This is a genomic window from Streptomyces bluensis (genome assembly GCF_014650715.1).
GTDB classification, from domain to species: Bacteria; Actinomycetota; Actinomycetes; order Streptomycetales; family Streptomycetaceae; genus Streptomyces; species Streptomyces bluensis.
In genome coordinates this window covers 705,560-722,799 of record NZ_BMVM01000002.1, presented here as the reverse complement: position 1 = coordinate 722,799, position 17,240 = coordinate 705,560, and the positions used below count along the sequence as shown (strand labels likewise).

Here is a 17,240-nt window from a genome sequence, read left to right as displayed (position 1 = left end):
AGCGTGGGGCCCGCCGGTGGCCACGTCAAGAGGTCGCGCAGAGATTGGCTCAGCCACTCGGCCAGCCAGCCACTGACCGAACCCGGTGTTACGCTCCCGACGAGAGGGGGGAGCCGTGACCGATGCCCTGCGCCCCATGACGAAACAGCGCCTCTACGAGCAGGTGCTCGACCGGCTGCGCCAGTACGTCGCCGAGGGGGGTCTGCGCGCGGGGGACCGGCTGCCGCCCGAGCGTGACCTGGCCCAGCGGCTGGGCGTCAGCCGCGCCTCGGTGAAGCAGGCGATCGTGGTGCTGGAGGTCCAGGGCCTGGTGGAGGCACGGCACGGCGGAGGCACGTACCTGGTCCGCGACAGCCTCGACGTCGAGCCCGTCGAGGAGATGGTCGAACGCCGCCGTCGTCTCCCCGATGTCCTGGAGGCCCGCGAGGCGTTGGAGACGAAGCTCGCCGAACTGGCCGCCGAGCGCCGCACGGAGGAGGACCTGGCCGCGATGAGGTCCGCGCTCGCCCATATGACCAGGGAGATCGAGGAGGACGGCCACGGTGTGGAGGGCGACCGTCTGTTCCACACGGCCGTGACCGCGGCCGCGCACAGCAGCATCCTCGCGGAGTTCATGCGCTCCATCGCCGACCAGATCGCCGAGAGCCGCACGGAGTCACTCCGTCAGCCCGGCCGCCCCACCCGCTCCCTGGAGCAACACCAGGCCATCCTCGACGCCATCGCCGACCAGCAGCCCAAGCAGGCGGCCACCGCGATGCGCCGCCATGTGCGGACGGTGGCGAAGGTGCGGCTGCTGGACTGGGACCCGGAAGGGGAGCGATAGCGGGGGCGCCGCCGCCCGCTGTGGGGGCTGCCGGGCCCGTGTGTGGGGGCTGCCGGCCCGTGTGTTGGGCTGCCGGGCCCCTGACGCCACCTCAGCGGTCCCACCAGCCCCTTATGACACTTAGTCACTTGGTTAATTTCATGTATCGACCATCATTCGTGGGTTCTCCCGGCCCTCTGCGCGCTTCTACGGTCTCTCGCAAGTACATGATCGTCGGAAGGTGGGGCCTTGAGCATCACACGTCGGACCTTTGCCAAGCGCAGTGGGGTCGTGGCCGGAGCCATATGGATGGCCGGGGGCGCCACGGCGCTGGAAACCGCGGCACAGGCGGCCCCTCGCGGTCGGACCACCGGGGATCAGGTCACTCTCAGTGAGATGACCAACGCTTCGGCGGCGCTCTCACCGGACGGGAAGACCATCGCCTTCGACCTGGTCAACCTCCTGTGGACCGTACCCGCCTCCGGCGGTGACGCCACCCGCCTCACCGGCATCGAGCAGGAGGCGACCGAGCCGGACTTCTCTCCCGACGGCCGCCGGATCGTCTTCGTCTCCTTCGTCGATGGCGCCTTCCACCTGTGGCTCATCAACACGGACGGGACCGGCCTGCGTCGGCTCACCACCGGATCCGCCGACCACCGCGAACCGCGGTTCTCCCCGGACGGCACCCGGATCGCCTGCGCCGTCGAGACCGGAGGCCGCTACGCCATCCACGTCCTGGACCTGGACAGCGGCAAGAGCGAGGCATGGACCGAGGGCAAGGCTCAGGAGGCCCAGCCGGTGTGGTCCCCGGACGGCTCCGCGATCGCCTTCACCTCGGGCACCGGCAGCGCCCCCCGGGCCATCGACATGGTCGACGCCTCCGGAAAGCGGAGCACTCTGGCCACCGTCTCCGAGGGTTTCGTGGCCGGTCCGTCCTTCTCCCCGGACGGTCGCCGCCTCGCCTATGCGCACCTCACCTCGACGGGCACCGCTCTCGTCGTCGACGGCAAGGCCGTCACCGACGAGGGGGAGGACGTCTTCCCCTTCCCCGCCCGGTGGGTGTCCAAGGACGAGTTGCTGTACACGGCCGATGGGAAAATCCGCCGCCGTGCCATCGGCGGCAGCGGCGGCGTGGCGAAGGACATCGAGTTCACCGCCCGCGTCACGGTGCCCCGCGTCGAAGAGCGGCCCGCCGCCCGGGACTTCGACAGCACCGCTGCCCGGCAGGTCAAGGGCATCGTCAGCCCGGCGCTCTCGCCCGACGGCACCCGCGTCGCCTTCGCCGCCCTGGGCGACCTGTGGATCATGCCCCGGGGCGCCGCGCCCAAGGCCGTGGTCTCCGACGGGCACTACAACACCTCGCCCGACTGGTCCCCGGACGGCGACACCCTGGTGTACAGCAGCGACCGCACCGGCGCCGCGGAACTGTGGCTGTACGAGGTCAAGAGCGGCACCAGCCGGCAGCTGACGGCCCTGGGCGGTTCCGCCGGCACCCCGGCGTTCAGTCCCGACGGCTCGACGATCGCGTTCGTCGGCGACTCCGGCACCATCCACACCGTCGACGTGGCCAGCGGAGACCTCCGCAAGGTCGTCGGCCCGCTCAACGGCCCCGGTCGGCCCAGCTTCTCGGCCGACGGCAAACGGATCTCCGCCTCCGTCCTGGTGCCGGTCACCCCGCGCTTCCGTGAGGGCCACAACCAGATCCTCACCGTCGACCTGGACACCGGCAGCGCCCACTACAGCGAGCCCGTTCCCGGAGCCTCGCTGAGCAACCGCATCGACGGCGGCCCCGTCTACTCGCCCGACGGCCGGCAGATCGCCTACGTCGTCGGCGGCACCCTGCGGGTCAGCGCGGTCGACGCCTCCGGCCGGCCGACCGGGGAATCCCGCGAGATCAACGGGGAGACCGCGGACGCCCCCACCTGGAGCGGCGACTCCCGCTCGCTGCTCTACCTGTCCGACGGCCGACTGCGCCTCGCCGACGCCGCGGGCGGCCGGGCCCGTACCGTGCCGATGAAGCTGACGTGGCGCCAGGCCAAGCCGTCCGGCCGCACCGTGATCCAGGCCGGCGCCGTCTGGGACGGCACCGGCTCCAGGCTGCGCCGTGACGTCGACATCATCATCGACGGCAACCGCATCGTCGAGGTCGCCCCGCGCGGCACGGGCCGGACCCGGACCGGTGACCGGATCGTGGACGCCCGCCATCTCACCGCGATGCCCGGTCTGATCGCCGTCCACGAACACGGGCCCTGGGAGCGCAACGCCACCGGCCGGCTGTGGCTGTCGTACGGCATCACCGCCGTGCGCTCGCCGGGCACGGCGCACTACCACGCGGTCGAGGCCAAGGAGGCCGTCGACGCGGGACGCCGCAGCGGCCCCCGGGTGTTCGCGGCGGGCGACCTGATCGACGGATCCCGGGTCTACTACTCCTCCGGCCGACCGGTGACCAGCGGCGCCGAACTGCGGCGCGAACTGAACAAGACTCAGGCACTCGGCCACGACCTGGTCAAAACGTACGTCCGGCTGCCGTACGCGTTGCAGCGCGAGGCCATCGAGGGCGCCCACCGCCTCGGCCTGCGGGCCACCTCGCACTACCTGTTCGGCCCGCTCGCCCTCGGCGGGGACAGCGTGGAGCACATCGGCGGCACCAGCCGCTACGGGCGACGTCAGAAGGAGACCCACCTCGGCCACACCTACCAGGACGTGATCGGCTCGCTGACCGGCTCGGGCATGCCCCTCGTACCGACCCTCGGGCTGTCCGGACTGGGCCTGCCCGCCGTGCGAGCCGCGCTGTACCGCCACGCCGAGTGGGCGGTGGGCGATCCCCGCCTGACCGCGCTGATGAGCTCGGCCGAGTACGAGGAGTTCGCCGACGGCGTCGAAGCCGCGCTCGCCAAGGAGCCGGTGGCGGAGCTCGCGTTCGTCGAGCGCCACGTGGAAACGATCCGCCGCGTGCTCGACGGCGGCGGCCGCGTGGCCATCGGCACCGACAGCCCCCTGGTCCCGCCGGCCGTCTACTACCACCTGAACCTGCAGGCCATGGTGCGCTACGGAGTGAGCCCCCGCGACGCACTGCACTCGGCCACGGTGGAAGGCGCGCGCGTCCTCGGACTCAGCAGCGATCTCGGCACCGTCGAGCCGGGCAAGCTCGCCGACCTGGCGCTGGTCGAGGGCAATCCACTGGAGGACATCGCGGCGGCGGCCGCGGTCCGGCAGGTCGTCACCGGCGGCACCGTGCACCGTGTGGACGACCTCGTCACAGGGTCGGCGAAGTCCCGGGCCTCAGCCGACAGCGGGGCCCGCGTCGCCGCCGCCCCCGTCGTCCGCAACGCGGTGCTCCCCGACGTCCCCCAGAAGCCCGCCAGTGACCGCTACTGGTGGCACCGAGAGGAGCACGCCTCGCACTCCTGCTGCTGACCGCCCTCCGGTCTCCATGGGGCGGTGACCCCATGGACCCCATGGACCCCATGGAGGCCACGGAGACCATGGAGACCAAGGAAACCCTGGAGACCGGAGTGACTTCACAGGTTCCGGAAGTGCCCCGCCTCCACCACGTCGGCCACCACGCAGCTCACGTTGTCCGGACCGCCCGCGTCGTTGGCCCCGGCGACGAGCGTGCGCGTGGCCTCCTCGGGGTCGGGAACCGACGCCAGGGTCCGCTCGATGTCCGGGTCCGTCAGCACCCGTGACAGGCCGTCGGAGCACAGCAGATACCGGTCGCCGGGCAGGGCGTCCTGGAGCCGGAGGTCCGGGGACGGTGCGGCGCCGTCCCCGGACAGGCTCTTGAGCAGCAGGGGCCGCTGAGGGTGGGCCGCGGCCTCCTCCACCGTCAGCCGGCCCTCGTCGACCATCGACTGCACGAGCGTGTGGTCGTGGGTGATCCGGAAGAGCTCGCCGTCGCGGAGCAGGTACGCCCGCGAGTCGCCGATGTGGACGAGGGCGAGCTGCGAGCCGGTCCAGAGCATCGCCGTGAGTGTCGTCCCCGCCTCCTTGTCGGCCGCCGCGGCCTCCCGTACGGCCCGCGTAGCGCCGCGCACCGCGTCGTCCAGCAGATTCAGCACGCTGCCGGCGGGGAACGTCTCACGGTCAAGGACCTTCAGCGCCTCCACGGCGGCCGTGGACGCGTGTGCCCCGGCGGAGCCGAAACCGTCGGCCACGGCGAGGACACGGGCGCCCGCGTAGGCGGTGTCCTGATTGGCAGGGCGGACCAGTCCGGTGTCGGAGAGGGCGGCGTAACGAAGTTCCCACATGGCGGTGTCCTTCTGTGATGAGGTGCCGGTGAGGTGGTCCACGAGGAAGGCCGCCAGGTCCCGGCGGTGCGCCGTCTCGGCCTCGACCCGCGCCCAGTACGCCCGGATCTCCCGGCCCGCGGCGGGCCCGTCGAGCGCGCACACCTGGCGGATCCGCGCCAGCGGCATCCCCAGCCGCCGCAACCACGCCACCAGTCGCGCCTGCTCCAACTGCTCCACCGCGTAGTAGCGGTACCCGGTCTCCGGGTCCACCCGGGCGGGCCGCAGCAACTCCAACTCGTCGTACAGCCGCAGCGCCTTCGGCGAGAGCCGGCACGCCTTCGCGAAGGCGCCGATCGTCAGCATGCCCACGGTTCCCCCTCGGCCCCGGTATCGGCCGTTCCTCGGCCGACCCTCGACCGTTGCTTGGCCGTTCCCCGGCCGTTCCTCGTTCCGCTCCCGATGCTGGGGCTTCACCGAAGGGGAAGGTCAAATGGGTTGCCTCGGTTGCGGAGCATGTTGTTGGCTTCGCTGCTGAAGCCGGTACGGAACGGTCGAACGACGTGACGGGGAGTCCTGACATGGCCAGTAAGTTCACCGAGCTTGCGATCGACTGTGCCGATCCCCACGGTCTCGCCCGGTTCTGGTGCTCGGTCCTTGAGTACGAGGTGCAGGAAGAAGAAGATGGATTTGTCGCGATTGGCTCCCCTGCGGTGCCGGAAGGAAAAACCCGTCTTGGCCCGGTGCCACCGACGTTGACGTTCGCGCGCGTGCCCGAGGGCAAGACCGTCAAGAACAGGCTCCACATCGACGTCAACCCGACGGACAGGGAGCAGGACGAAGAGGTCCGTCGCCTGCTCGACCTGGGTGCTCGGCACGCCGACGTCGGCCAAACCGGCGATGAGAGCTGGGTCATCCTTGCCGACCCGGAGGGGAACGAGTTCTGCGTCCTCGCGGGCCGCCACCCCTGATCGGAGCCAGCACACCGCGCCAGACTTGCTGCCTCCGGCCGCCTGCCCACGCTCACGCGAACCCGATGAGGAGCCCCTCCCATGACGGAGCATCCCGACCCCCGCATAGCGCTCGTCACCTACGACCCGGGAGCCGAGGCGAGCAAGGACCGCGATCTGCCGGTGCTGCTGCGGGAGCTGGCGGCGGCCGGGGCCGACGCGACCGCCGTGTACTGGGACGATCCGGAGACCGACTGGGCCGGTTACGACCTCGCCGTCATACGGTCCACCTGGGACTACTGCTGGCGGGCGGAGGAGTTCGCGGCCTGGGTGACGCGGTGCGGGAAGGCCACGCGGCTGGCGAATCCGGCGGACGTGGTGCTCTGGAACACCGACAAGCGGTACCTCGGGGATCTGGCGGCGGCCGGGGTGCCCGTCGTACCGACCCGGTATCTCGCGCCCGGTGACGCCCCCGACCTCCCGGACGACCAGGAGTACGTCGTGAAGCCGACGTCCGGGGCGGGCGCCCGGTACGCCGCGCGCTACACGCCCGCGGACAGGGAGACGGCCGTACGGCACCTCGCGCGGATGCACGCGGAAGGGTTCACCGCGATGGTGCAGCCGTACATGCGCGGCATCGACGTCACCGGTGAGCGGGCGCTGCAGTACTTCGGCGGGCGGCTGCTGCACGCCAGCCGCAAGGGAGCGGTCCTCGCCCCCGGCACGGCGTACGACGCGGACAAGGTGCCCCACCCCGACCTGGAGCCCTGGACCCCGTCCCCGGCCGAACTCCACGTCGCCGAGCGCGCGCTGGCCTCCGTACCGGGCGGCTCCGAGCTGCTGTACGCCCGGGTCGACCTGATCCTCGGGGACGACGGCGAACCTCGCGTCATGGAACTGGAGTTGATCGAGCCGGCCCTCTTCCTCGATCTGCACCCGGACTCGTTGCCGGTGGTGGTGGAGGCGATCCGGGCGGCGGCAGGCGGCTGACCGGTCTGCCGACAGTGACGTCCAAGGCCGACAAGCCTGCGGTGGTCCTGCAGGCGTCAACAGGCTTGCCGGGCGCGGCATCCTGGTCGAGACCGGGCAGGGTTTGTTCGCCCAGCCGCGGCCGTAGCTGCCCGGCGGCCCCCGCCCAGCCTGCCTGCCCCGGTCAGCAAGGCAATACGGACCTCACCTCACGTACGGCCCTCTCCGAACCGCTGTTGCCTCACACCCGGCGGAAGATAGCAGGGGGTGGTGACCACGTACTGCAGGCCGTCGGGGGCCTCGATGCTTTCGACGGTGAGAGAGATCCGCTCCTTCTGCTTCCCGACGACGCTGCCGTCCAGGATCACCGGGCGGTCGTCGCCGGGCCTCTCGTCCAGACTGTCGACGGTGATTCGGTGCCCTTCGAGTGCCTTGCTGAGCCTGCGGGCGGCTGCGATGTGCTTCTCCCTGGGAAGCTCGCCCTTGATGTGGTACGTCAAGGTGAAGCGGCCGTCCTCGGCGATCTCGTCGTCCTTCCCGACACAGTCGTAGACGTCCTTCACTGCTGTACCGGAAGAGAGCACGACACCCGAGTAGCGTGCCATGGCCTCTGTGTACTGCTGCGCCTCGCTCAGGGCCTGCTTCTCGCTCTTGCGCGGCAGGGCGGCGTTCTTGTCGTCCTCGCTGTCGCCGCCTGCGCATGCCGCGGTAATCAGCAGCGCGGCGGCCAGGGACAGCGCGCCGCGTGCCCTCCGTACGGTGACCAAGATCTTCCCCCAACGCCCGTGCACGGGCGCGTCTTCCCTGCTACCAAGGAAGGAGCGGCCAGTCGTTGTCGTTCTTGGGGACTGTTCGCGGCCGCTCCCCTGCGATGATTCTGCCCTGATTCTCCAGTGCCTTGCTGTCCTCGTTCCAGTAGTCGCTGTGCCCGCCGTCGGGGTCGACGTAGAAGTTGTTGCCGCCGAAGGGTTCCTCGGCCGGATTGTCGCCGAGGTTGAAGTCCGAGAACCCGTCCACGATCTCGTCGTTCTTGGAGTTGCCGATCCAGACGTGGTCCGGGTCGATGTTCAGGTCCTTGGCCTCGTTGACGTGCATGCCCGGGCTGCCGACCCCGATGATGTCATCGGCGCCGAGGCCGCCGTCCCGGCTCGCCGCGACGCCCACTGTCGTTGAGCCGTAGCTGTGGCCGATCACCGTCATGTGGGTGGGCGTGCCCTGGTGCGACTCGCGCAGGCCGGTGACGAACCTCTGCAGGTCCGGCGCGCCGGCGTTGGCGCGATCCTCAGTGCTCACCCCGCCGGAGGGCAACTTGTCGCCGCCTTCCCACTCGGGGGCGTCGTAGCCGAGCCACCAGATCGTGGAGACGCTTTCGTCCGGACGGGCCTCGCGCGTCGCGGCGTCGTGCAGCCTGTCGACGCGGCTGATCTGGCCCGGGGCGCTACCCAGGTCGGTATCGGTCCCTGGGACCAGGACGGCGGTGTGGTCGGCCGCGTCGGGGTTGCCAAGAGCGACCGCCGCCTTGCCGTCGCCCTCAGAGTCCAGCATCAGCAGGTATGGACGCTTACGCTCGGGACCACCGTCCGCCTCGTCGAGGGCGTCCCTGAGCGCCATGAGGTTCTTGCGGCGCCTCAGATAGGCGTAACCCTCGGTGTCGAGCGACTGCCTCGGGTTCTGGTCCATTTCCTCCAGCTGCTTGTCGAGCGCCGTACGGTTGGCCTCGTCGCGTACGTCCGAGGGGAGGCCCCTCATGCCGCCGATGATCTCCGGATACGCGGCGAGGTACAACTCCTTCTTCTCCTCGGGCAACAGTGCCCACCAGCGGGCGTTCTCCGCTTCGAGATCGTTGAGGGGTATGTCGCTGACCCGCACACCGGCATGCCGGGAGATCTCATTGGCGTCGCCTGCGGCGTCCTGCCAGCCGATGGCGGACGTGAGCACCTTCGCCTCAAGACGGCCGAGGTCGGCGACGGCTTGGTCGTTCGCGTCCTGTGCCCGCTTCAGGGCGCGGTTCAGGGCGTCGCGATGGTCGTCGAGTGAACCGCCGTAGTGGGACGGGCCGCCCGGGGGCGGGGTGATGACACCGTCATCGGTCACCTCGAAGCCGTCGTCTTCTGCGGCTCGTACCGCGCGGCCCAGGTCGGCGCGGGCGGCAGTCAGCTCCTGCGAGGCGGTGCCGAGCGTCGTCCGGATCAGCATCGTCTGCTGTGCGGCGAGCCCCAGTTGACTCTCGTGCTCCTCCATCGCATCGAGGGCGGTCTCCGCCGCCTTGCCCCGCCAGTCGTCGTGGAGGGGGCCGGTCACGCGGTGACGGTGGGCATCCCGGGAGCGTTCGAGCTGTTCCGAGAGCTTCTTCCAGCGGGACTCGGCGGTTTCGAGATCGGAGACGTCCAGCTTGAGCAGGCGTTTGAACGCGTTACTCATGGCCCGTCACCCAAAGACGTCGCGCATGGTCCGCGCGACGTGCGACTCGGTGCTGTCGGTGGAATTCGCGGTGGTGCGCAGATTCTGTGCCGACTTGCGGACACGGGACTGCAGGCCTTTCAGGCCGCTCTCCCAGTCTGCGGCGGTCGCGGTGAGCTGCGCGCCCAGGCTCCAGCCGGAGAGCGAATCGGCCGCCGTTCGCGTGCCCTTGAGGGCGGCGCTGATCTCGCTGTCGTTGTCATCGGCCAGAATGTCGGCGGCTCGCGCGGAGGCACGCAGCTCGTCGGGTCTGACCTGCATGTTGTCGGCCAATGCTTCAACTCCCCCGTTGAACTGGCACATCAAGCCATGTCAAAAGATGGTAACTGACACATGCGTGTACCTGTCAACTGGATCCCGAGCCGCCGGCAGTGGCCGTTGGCAAGGATTTCAAGAGCACCGTGTTCTGCTCGCCTGGCATGTCGGGCGCATCGAGCAGTGCCGGCATCAGGCCGATGAACAGCTCCGGTCGCCCGGCAAGCGGAGAGTGACTCGCTTGCCACCCTTTCCGCCCGCAGCCAGCGGCCTGCGCTCGGCTGGATGTCGTAGGGCGGTGGTTCGATGCTCCTATGAACGTGAACGAAGTAATGGCCGAAGTTGAACGGCACTGCGCTGAGGTACTGGGGGAGCACGGTGGACGGAACATGGCGGCGCTGGCCCGCCGCGGCCACTTGATCACCCCGATCAGTGACGGAGGCCCGCCCACGGGCCGGTGTCGCCTGGGTGGGACAGCCTTGTTGGACCCCGGAACCCACTGGCCGGAGGTCGACGGCATACCGCTCAGCCTTCTCGCAGTACTGGACGTCGACGCCCTGGCCCCCTGGCTCGGCGAGGAACTCCACACAAGCCCCGGACTGCTCAACTTCTTCCATGTCCAGCCCTACCTGGACTACGAGCAATACGACGGCATCAACCCGTTCGACGACCCACGCGCCTGGCGGGTCATCGCTGCCAAGCCGGAAAGAGCGGTCGAGACACCCGCCCCGGCGTCCGCGTTCGTCTTCGACCAGCGTCCAGCGTGGGCGGACCCCATAATCACGCTGCCGGGCCACGAGGAGTCCGTCGTCGGTTCCCTCGACCTCGGCCCGGGCTACGAGCAGAGGAACTCAGTCGTCGAGGCATACGACATTCACACGACCTGGCCTCCGGGCACGGACGGTTACGCCGATGGTCACCGTGCTTTCGGCTGGCCGTGGCCCCAGCAGGGTGCCCTCACCGGAGAGGACGAGGTTCTGCTCCTCCAGCTCTCCAGCGACGACGAGTTCCAGTGGGGTGACGGGGGATTGCTCTACTACATGATCACGGCAGAAGCGCTACGCGCGGGTGACTTCAGCCAGGTGCGTGTCCAGCAGGGCGAGTGATGACCGGCACTCCACCTCCTGCCGGATCGGCGCAGCCCAATGGCCACATGATCCGCCGGACAGGCCGTGGTACTCCAGTTGCGGGCTCTCGTTACTGGCCGACCCTTCCGTCGATGCACTCGCGCAACAGGTCGGCGTGGCCGCAGTGGCGGGCGTACTCCTCGACCCTGTGGACCATCAGCTCCCGCACCGAGGTCCTGTCCTTCCCCAGACGCTCGCTCAGGTCCGGGTGCTCGGCCAGCGCGGCGTCGGTCGCGGCCTGCTCGCGCGCGAGATCGGAGTAGGCGGCGTCGACCTCGGCCTGCTCGGCGACTGCTCCGTTGAAGTCCGCGTCCCGCTCGCCGTACAGCTTCGGCAGCGGGTCATCGTCGGTGATCCAGTTGCGCCAGTCCCGTTCCACCTCGGCGAGGTGGCGGAGCAGGCCGAGCAGCGACATGGTCGACGGCGGAACCGACCGACGGGCCAGTTGCTCAGCGTCCAGGCCCTCGCACTTCATCCGCAGGGTCGTGCGGTAGTCCTTCAGGAACTCCTGCAGCGTCGCGAGTTCGCCCTCCGGACCGGCTCCCTCCCTGTCGCGAGGGTCGTTCTCCGGGTCAGCCCACATGTCGGGGTAGACGGTGGCCTGGCTCCATCGTGCGGGTTGGTCACTCATGCGGCTCATGGTCGTCCGCGAGGCCCCAAGCTCGCTACTTCTTTACCCCGCGGGCGAGATGCCGGTCCTGCTACCTGATCACCGTCGGCCGGCCCATGTGATGCTGGGTCACCCCCGAAGTACGGACAGTTCGAACCAGACCACTTTCCAGCCGGGCGTCCTGGAGTTGGGCACCAGCGGGTAACGGCCCCACGTGTCCGCCAAGACGTCGACGAGGAACAGGCCACGACCGAAGTCCTGGTCGGAGGTGGAGGGCACGGCAGAGGGGAGTTCGGGGTGGTTGTCCATGACGCCGACGCGGATGGTTGCGGGGCAGGAGTTGAGCCTGACGGAGACCGGGCCGTCGGAGTGTTTAACGGTGTTCGAGACGAGTTCCGAGGTCAGCAGCTCTGCCTTGTCGGTCAGTTCGGGGGTGTGGGCGTGGCTGAGGAGGGTGGTGCGGATGGTGTGACGGGCGATGCGTGGGGCTCGGGGGTCGTTGGGGAGTTGCAGGTGGCATTCCCAGGGGGTGAGTTCGGGCATGGGTGATCTCCGTTCCGGGTGGGTTGAGAGGTGAGTCGTGGCAGTAGGTGGCTCGTCTCCCTGGCGCGGGCCCCGCCCCTCCCAGGGGAGGAGTACGCGGGCAGGCTCGCGCGATGCACTTTCAACTACCGTGCGCGGCTGATGCGTTACTGAATGTAGGGTTCGCGGGGTCACCGTGTCCATTCATTCGGAGATAATTACCCCCATCGAGCGTGGACGCGCCTGCTCCTGCACAGGCAGACTGTCGTCATGTCAACCAGAACCACTCCGACGGAACGGCAGAAGCGCCTCGGCGCGGAGCTGCGCAAGATGCGGTTGGCGGCGGGGGCCACCACGGAATACGCCGCAGGCCTTCTGGGCATCGACAGGACCCGGCTGTCCAACATGGAGTCAGGCATCCGCCCCTTCTCTCCTGAGCGCATTCGTACCCTCGCCTGCAACTACGCCTGCACGGACGAGACTTATGTTGAAGCTCTGGAGGCCATGGCATCCGGCAAGGAACGCGGATGGTGGGAGCGTCACAGAGGAACGCTGCCCGCCGGGCTCCTGGACATCGCCGAGTTGGAGTGGCACGCCGCCCGCGTCCGGACAGCGCAGGTCATGCACGCCCCGGGACTGCTCCAGACCGAGGAGTACGCCCGCGCCGTTTTCGCGGCTGTGCTGCCACCGCTGAGCCGACTGGAGATCGAACTGCGCGTGGCGCACCGTATCGAGCGCCAGCAGGTCTTCGAACGGCCCCACCCGCTCTCGTACATCGCCTACGTTCACGAAGCCGCCCTGCGCATGCCCTACGGCGGCAGGGGAGCGACCCGGCAGCAACTCAAGCATCTGGCTGCCCAGTCCGAACGGGAGAACATCGATGTCCTCGTGATCCCCACGTCCAAGGGCGGGTTCCCCGGAGCGGGACACGCTCTGCTCTACGCGGACGGGCTCGTGCCCCAGCTCGACACCGTTCAACTGGATTCGGCACACGGACCGGAATTCACCCATGCCGAGGCACAGCTCACGAAGTACCGTGCGCATCTGGACTGGATGGACGCCGCAGCGATGAGCCCAGAAGCATCACGTGACGTCATCCACAAGATCGCCAGTGAACTGTAGGAGACGTCGTGACCGATCGCATCGCCTGGGAAGAACCCTTCTGCGGTGAGGGCAACAACTGCTTCCGCCTCGGCACCGACGACACCGGCAACGCCTACATCGCCATAACCGGCGCCGAGGACCACTACCTCACGGACAGCCGGGAGGCACTCCGCACACTGATCCTCGACATCAAGGCGGGCAAGGCGGATCACCTGCTCTGAGGGCTGCGGCCCCTGGCCGGATGGCATACGAACATCAACCCCGCCGAACGCTCCTGGCCGCAATGCCGGCCAGGGCCCGCGGACGGAGGTCGTGCCGAGGCGGCCCGTCGGCCGGGCCGCCCGTCGTTCAGTGGAGCGCTGTCACTCCTCCAGCGCCTCTGCGGATGCCGTTCGCTGTCCAGCCGCAGGTAGGGCACGCCGCCGGCCGTAGAGGCTTGGGGCGGGAGCTGCCACTCGCAGTCGCTCGGAGTACGGGTCGTACGCGCCTACCCGCAGGAACTGCTCGATCAACTTCCACTGCTCGCCGGTGAGCTGTCTGACGTGACGATCGTTTCCTTCCGGATTCGCCATCCGATCATGCGCTCAGCTTGCATGAGGACGGTCCAGAACCGGAGGCCGGACTCGGTCTCGGCCTCGGGGCGGATGCAGCTACAAGATGCCGACTTCTCACGGGCCTGAATTTTTTTACCCGGCGGCCCAGTTGCGGAAGTACTGATCCTGGACATCAAGGCCGGCAAGGCGGATCACCTGCTCTGAGGCCCACGCCCCCGGATCGGAGCAAGCTATCCGTGGCTGCCGACCGCCACCCGCTGCAGCAACCCCCACGTGAACTCCGCCACGCACTCCCGTCGTACGCCGTCCGCGTCCGGGGCCGTGAAGGCGAGGCCGAAGCGGGTGGGGGCGGTGCCCTCCAAAGGGCGGGCGGGGGCGAAGGCGCGGGCGGCCTCGTCGACCGTGCAGGACCAGGGGGTCAGGTCGTCCAGCGTGCGCAGCTCGGGCACGGCGGCGGCCGGGGCGCGGACCAGCCACTCGTTCCACACCGTGCCGTTCGGGGCGAGCATCACCTCGAAGCGGAGGTCCGGCCACAACGGGACCGGCCAGCGCAGGGCCTCGCACTCCAGGTCACCGATCTTCCGGAGTGCCACCGACTCGGGTTCGCCCAGGATCGAGCGGTATCGGGAGGTGGCCGCGCGGGGGCGCGGGGAGCGGAGCATCGCCTGCCAGCGCTTGTTGGCCTCGCGCATGTCGGTGATCGAGACGCCCAGCTCACGACGGGCTTCCGCCACCAGGTCCGGATTGTGGTCGGCCATGCGGCGCAGCAGGACGAGCTGGAAGTCGAGCGGGGTGAAGGGGCTGGCGGGCCTACCGGGGGGCTTTGCGGAGGGCATGTGCTCCATGGTGGCGTATGGGGCGTTTGGCCGGTGCGCCCGGGCGGCGGCCATCCGGGAGGAACAGGACCGAGTTCACGTATCGGGGGCCCCGGAAGAAGGGCAGGACGCGGCGCAGGAGGCCCTGCGACACCACATGTGACGCCCGTGCCTGATGGCTCTCCAGCGCCGCCGGGTCCAGGGGCAGCCAGGTGCGGCCGGGGAGGACCCAGCCCGCGTAGCCGAGGCCGGCGAGGAGGTCGACGACCGGGGCGATCGGCTGGATACGGGATTCCAGTTCGATGAAGAGGGCCGGACGGTCGCGGACCAGGATGCCCCTCGCGCCGCGCAGGACCGCCGGCTCGCTGCCGTCCACGTCGATCTTGATGAAGTCGACGTCCCGCAGGCCCAGACCGTCCAGCGTGACGCAGGGGACATCCAGCGCGCGGGCGTGGATGTCACGGCGGACGAGGGACGACACGCCCCGTTCGCCCTCGTCGCCCGGCGGCAGCCACAGGCGGGCGGTGCCGGGGTGGTCCGAGGCGGCGGCCTGGATCACGCGGACGTTCGCGGGGGCCGTCGAGGTGAGCAGCCGGGCCAGGTGGGGGACAGGTTCGACGGTGACCACCTGGTGGGCGCGCCCGGCGAGGCGGCGCGTCCACGGGCCGTACCAGCCGCCTACGTCGACCGCCGTGCCGCAGCCCGGCGGGCAGAGGTCGCCGAGGCGCGCGAGCTCCGGCTCGAAGCGTGGGTAGACGAGTCCAGCCGCGGCGGCGATCAGCCGGGTGGGCAGGTGAGGGGCGAGGCGGGCGGCGAGGGTCATGGCGATATCCGTTCGATCAGTTCCTCGTCTTGTTCGATCAGTTCCTCATCCGTATCTGTTCAGTCAGTTCCTCGTCTCTTTCCTCGTCTCTTCGGTCAGTTCCTCAGCCCTTTGATTAGTTCCGCATCCCTTTGGTCAGTTCCTCGTGTTCGTCCTCGGTGACCTGTTCACCCGAGGACGGCAGCAGTTGCGGGATGCCGTCGACGATCGGGTAGCGGCGGCGCAGACGCGGGTTGTACAGCGCCTCGGGCGACCGGGGGGCTTCCCGCTGGACCACGAGGTGCAGCGGGCCCTTGTCCAGCGGGCACGCCAGGATCTTCAGGAGGGGGTCTTCGGGGTTCACGGTGGTGTCAACTCCTTGGCACCCACGGGTGGTTGGGGTGCGGGTCGGGGCGCGTCGTGTTTCGGCATCGACAGCAGTACGGTCACCGCGAGCGCCGTGCCCGTCACACGCAGCGCCAACCGCAGCGGGTCGTCGGGCAGTGCCTCGCCGAACGACAGCGTGCCGAGCACCGCGGTGAACAGGGAGGTCACGGTGGTGCACACCGGCACGATCAGCGAGGCCCGGGAGCGCTGCAGCGCCGCCTGCGACATGACCAGCCCGAACGCGCCGGTGAAGAGGAGGAGATACGGGTACGGGGAGCGCAGGAGCGCGAGGAGGGACTCGACGGGGGCGCTCGTCGTGAGATGGCTCGACACACCCTTGATCGCCAGCGAGCTCACCCCGTACAGCAGGCCCACCGCCACGCCGTAGTCGACGCCCGTGGTGGGCAGCCGGTGGCGGTGCCGGGCGCGCCGCTCGGCCGAGGCGTACAGCCACACGCCGAGGGCGAGGGAGGGCAGGCAGACCGTCAGGACAAGGGCGTACGGTGCGCTGCGGCTCACCGTGTCGGAGGCCTCGTCCAGCGACAGGACCACCATCAGCAGCGCGGTCAGGATCGCGCCCAGCGCGTACCGTTCGCGGCCCGTCGTCTCCTCGCCGAGCAGCCGCGCGGACAGCAGGACCAGCAGCACGAGCCCGGAGACGAAGATGCCCTGCGCGGCGGCGATCGGCAGGGTGCGGTAGACGGCGAGCTGGGCGGCGAAGCCGGCGGCCAGGGCCAGCGAGCCGCCGATCCACAGCGGGCTGCCGAGCACCAGGCGCAGCAGCCGGAAGGGTTGGCGAACGGTCACTTGTGGCAGTGAACTCAACGCCCGCTTCTCCAGGACGAATCCGGTGCTGTACAACGCGTTCGCCAGCAGGGCCGCGGCCACTCCCCACCACATGCGCTACGTCCTGCGCGCGTGCAGCAGCAGGATCGACGCCGCCGAGGGCACCGCACAGGCCAGCCGGTCCAGCGGCCGCAGCGGACGCGGTACGCCGTGGAAGGGCGCCCCGCGCAGGCCCACGACCTCGAAGCCGGACGCCGCCACGAACTCCCGTAGCGCGCGGGCGGTGTACAGCCGTAGATGGCCCACGACCTCCTTGCCGGGGCGGCCGTGGATCGCGCGCAGGCTCACCTCCGAGAACACGGGCTGGACTCCGGCGAGGAGCAGGGCACGGTTGTACCAGGCGGCGAGGTTCGGGGTGGAGAGCATCAGGTGGCCTCCGGGGCGCAGGACCCGGCGGATCTCGTCCAGGGCCGCGTCCGGGTCGACCAGGTGCTCGATCACCTCGCTGAACAGGACGGCGTCGGCGACGGCGGACGCGAACGGCAGCCCGCCGTCGGTGAGTTCACCGCGCACCGGGTACGGCAGCCGGGCGCGGGCGCGTCTGAGGGCGTCCTGGGACCAGTCGACGCCGACGATCCGGTGGCCGGCGAGGAAGGGCGCGGCGGTGGCGGCCGCCGTGCCGTCGCCGCAGCCGACGTCCAGGACGGTCTTCGGGCCGCCGGTGGTGGCCGGGCCGAGTGCGGCGGCCAGCATGCGGGCCTGACGGACGCTGCGGGCGGTGCCGGAGGCGACGGGGACGGACGGGTTCTCGTAGAAGTCGCTCAGGCCGCGTCGCTCAGGTGCAGTGGTCGTCACGGGGTTCACGGGG

General features: G+C 69.8%; 18 protein-coding genes. 7 read left to right on the top strand and 11 right to left on the bottom strand.

Annotation, left to right across the window (positions count from 1 at the left end):
* Positions 1-115: 115 nt before the first annotated feature.
* Together IE262_RS08410 and IE262_RS08405 are read left to right on the top strand one after the other, a co-directional pair.
* Complete coding sequence (locus tag IE262_RS08410) at positions 116-823, top strand: FadR/GntR family transcriptional regulator (RefSeq protein WP_134039894.1); 708 nt, start codon at positions 116-118, stop codon at positions 821-823.
* Between the two features lie 375 nt (positions 824-1,198).
* Positions 1,199-4,219, top strand: coding sequence for an amidohydrolase family protein (locus IE262_RS08405; RefSeq protein WP_229877156.1), 3,021 nt, complete (start codon positions 1,199-1,201; stop codon positions 4,217-4,219).
* Between the two features lie 104 nt (positions 4,220-4,323).
* Here the strand turns inward: IE262_RS08405 and IE262_RS08400 are convergent, their stop codons facing one another.
* Positions 4,324-5,403 (bottom strand): MerR family transcriptional regulator, encoded by a 1,080-nt coding sequence (locus IE262_RS08400; RefSeq protein ID WP_229877155.1) that lies wholly within the window; start codon positions 5,401-5,403, stop codon positions 4,324-4,326.
* Positions 5,404-5,612: 209 nt separating this feature from the next.
* On the opposite strand from IE262_RS08400, the gene IE262_RS08395 reads away from it, so the two are divergent.
* Positions 5,613-6,002 carry a VOC family protein gene (locus IE262_RS08395; RefSeq protein WP_189872440.1) on the top strand — a complete coding sequence of 130 codons (390 nt, stop codon included), beginning with the start codon at positions 5,613-5,615 and terminating at the stop codon, positions 6,000-6,002.
* Between the two features lie 81 nt (positions 6,003-6,083).
* Positions 6,084-6,971, top strand: coding sequence for an ATP-grasp domain-containing protein (locus IE262_RS08390; protein WP_189872438.1), 888 nt, complete (start codon positions 6,084-6,086; stop codon positions 6,969-6,971).
* Between the two features lie 188 nt (positions 6,972-7,159).
* Here the strand turns inward: IE262_RS08390 and IE262_RS08385 are convergent, their stop codons facing one another.
* The 3 genes from IE262_RS08385 to IE262_RS08375 are packed head-to-tail and all read right to left on the bottom strand — an operon-like array spanning position 7,160 to position 9,683.
* The gene (locus IE262_RS08385) at positions 7,160-7,741 is read right to left on the bottom strand and encodes a hypothetical protein (protein ID WP_134039898.1); all 582 of its coding nucleotides are present in this window, start codon (positions 7,739-7,741) and stop codon (positions 7,160-7,162) included.
* A 16-nt stretch (positions 7,742-7,757) separates the two neighbouring features.
* Positions 7,758-9,371, bottom strand: a complete 1,614-nt coding sequence (locus IE262_RS08380; protein ID WP_189872435.1) for an alpha/beta hydrolase — start codon at positions 9,369-9,371, stop codon at positions 7,758-7,760.
* Positions 9,372-9,377: 6 nt separating this feature from the next.
* Positions 9,378-9,683 (bottom strand): hypothetical protein, encoded by a 306-nt coding sequence (locus IE262_RS08375; RefSeq protein ID WP_189872433.1) that lies wholly within the window; start codon positions 9,681-9,683, stop codon positions 9,378-9,380.
* A gap of 296 nt (positions 9,684-9,979) precedes the next feature.
* Between IE262_RS08375 and IE262_RS08370 the strand changes: the two genes are divergently transcribed.
* The gene (locus IE262_RS08370; RefSeq protein WP_134039900.1) at positions 9,980-10,771 is read left to right on the top strand and encodes a DUF1963 domain-containing protein; all 792 of its coding nucleotides are present in this window, start codon (positions 9,980-9,982) and stop codon (positions 10,769-10,771) included.
* A gap of 91 nt (positions 10,772-10,862) precedes the next feature.
* On the opposite strand, the gene IE262_RS08365 is transcribed toward IE262_RS08370, so the two are convergent.
* Positions 10,863-11,423 carry a DinB family protein gene (locus tag IE262_RS08365; protein ID WP_134039901.1) on the bottom strand — a complete coding sequence of 187 codons (561 nt, stop codon included), beginning with the start codon at positions 11,421-11,423 and terminating at the stop codon, positions 10,863-10,865.
* Positions 11,424-11,531: 108 nt separating this feature from the next.
* A complete protein-coding gene (locus IE262_RS08360) occupies positions 11,532-11,945 on the bottom strand; it encodes an ATP-binding protein (RefSeq protein WP_189872431.1) in 414 nt (137 codons plus the stop codon).
* A gap of 249 nt (positions 11,946-12,194) precedes the next feature.
* On the opposite strand from IE262_RS08360, the gene IE262_RS08355 reads away from it, so the two are divergent.
* Together IE262_RS08355 and IE262_RS08350 are read left to right on the top strand one after the other, a co-directional pair.
* The gene (locus IE262_RS08355) at positions 12,195-13,046 is read left to right on the top strand and encodes a helix-turn-helix domain-containing protein (protein WP_189872429.1); all 852 of its coding nucleotides are present in this window, start codon (positions 12,195-12,197) and stop codon (positions 13,044-13,046) included.
* Positions 13,047-13,054: 8 nt separating this feature from the next.
* Positions 13,055-13,249, top strand: a complete 195-nt coding sequence (locus IE262_RS08350; RefSeq protein ID WP_134039904.1) for a hypothetical protein — start codon at positions 13,055-13,057, stop codon at positions 13,247-13,249.
* A gap of 563 nt (positions 13,250-13,812) precedes the next feature.
* Here IE262_RS08350 and IE262_RS08345 read toward each other — a convergent pair.
* The 5 genes from IE262_RS08345 to IE262_RS08325 all read right to left on the bottom strand — a co-directional run bounded on the left by IE262_RS08345 (position 13,813) and on the right by IE262_RS08325 (position 17,227).
* Positions 13,813-14,418, bottom strand: a complete 606-nt coding sequence (locus tag IE262_RS08345; protein ID WP_189872427.1) for a hypothetical protein — start codon at positions 14,416-14,418, stop codon at positions 13,813-13,815.
* Positions 14,393-15,220 (bottom strand): FkbM family methyltransferase, encoded by an 828-nt coding sequence (locus tag IE262_RS08340; RefSeq protein ID WP_134039906.1) that lies wholly within the window; start codon positions 15,218-15,220, stop codon positions 14,393-14,395. Before IE262_RS08340 ends, IE262_RS08345 begins: the two co-directional genes overlap by 26 nt.
* Positions 15,221-15,335: 115 nt before the next feature.
* Complete coding sequence (locus IE262_RS08335; RefSeq protein WP_134039907.1) at positions 15,336-15,563, bottom strand: Trm112 family protein; 228 nt, start codon at positions 15,561-15,563, stop codon at positions 15,336-15,338.
* Positions 15,560-16,474 (bottom strand): hypothetical protein, encoded by a 915-nt coding sequence (locus IE262_RS08330; protein WP_189872879.1) that lies wholly within the window; start codon positions 16,472-16,474, stop codon positions 15,560-15,562. The genes IE262_RS08335 and IE262_RS08330 overlap by 4 nt, the downstream gene beginning before the upstream one ends.
* 15 nt (positions 16,475-16,489) lie before the next feature.
* Positions 16,490-17,227, bottom strand: a complete 738-nt coding sequence (locus IE262_RS08325; RefSeq protein ID WP_189872425.1) for a class I SAM-dependent methyltransferase — start codon at positions 17,225-17,227, stop codon at positions 16,490-16,492.
* Positions 17,228-17,240 lie beyond the last annotated feature (13 nt).

What these genes read in the sequence shown, in the direction of transcription:
- IE262_RS08390 (WP_189872438.1), top strand. Translation starts at nt 6,084, where the DNA reads ATGACGGAGCATCCCGACCCCCGCATAGCGCTCGTCACCTACGACCCG.
- IE262_RS08380 (WP_189872435.1), bottom strand. Translation starts at nt 9,371, where the DNA reads ATGAGTAACGCGTTCAAACGCCTGCTCAAGCTGGACGTCTCCGATCTC.
- IE262_RS08365 (WP_134039901.1), bottom strand. Translation starts at nt 11,423, where the DNA reads ATGAGTGACCAACCCGCACGATGGAGCCAGGCCACCGTCTACCCCGAC.
- IE262_RS08345 (WP_189872427.1), bottom strand. Translation starts at nt 14,418, where the DNA reads ATGCCCTCCGCAAAGCCCCCCGGTAGGCCCGCCAGCCCCTTCACCCCG.
- IE262_RS08355 (WP_189872429.1), top strand. Translation starts at nt 12,195, where the DNA reads ATGTCAACCAGAACCACTCCGACGGAACGGCAGAAGCGCCTCGGCGCG.
- IE262_RS08360 (WP_189872431.1), bottom strand. Translation starts at nt 11,945, where the DNA reads ATGCCCGAACTCACCCCCTGGGAATGCCACCTGCAACTCCCCAACGAC.
- IE262_RS08340 (WP_134039906.1), bottom strand. Translation starts at nt 15,220, where the DNA reads ATGACCCTCGCCGCCCGCCTCGCCCCTCACCTGCCCACCCGGCTGATC.
- IE262_RS08370 (WP_134039900.1), top strand. Translation starts at nt 9,980, where the DNA reads ATGAACGTGAACGAAGTAATGGCCGAAGTTGAACGGCACTGCGCTGAG.
- IE262_RS08395 (WP_189872440.1), top strand. Translation starts at nt 5,613, where the DNA reads ATGGCCAGTAAGTTCACCGAGCTTGCGATCGACTGTGCCGATCCCCAC.
- IE262_RS08405 (WP_229877156.1), top strand. Translation starts at nt 1,199, where the DNA reads ATGACCAACGCTTCGGCGGCGCTCTCACCGGACGGGAAGACCATCGCC.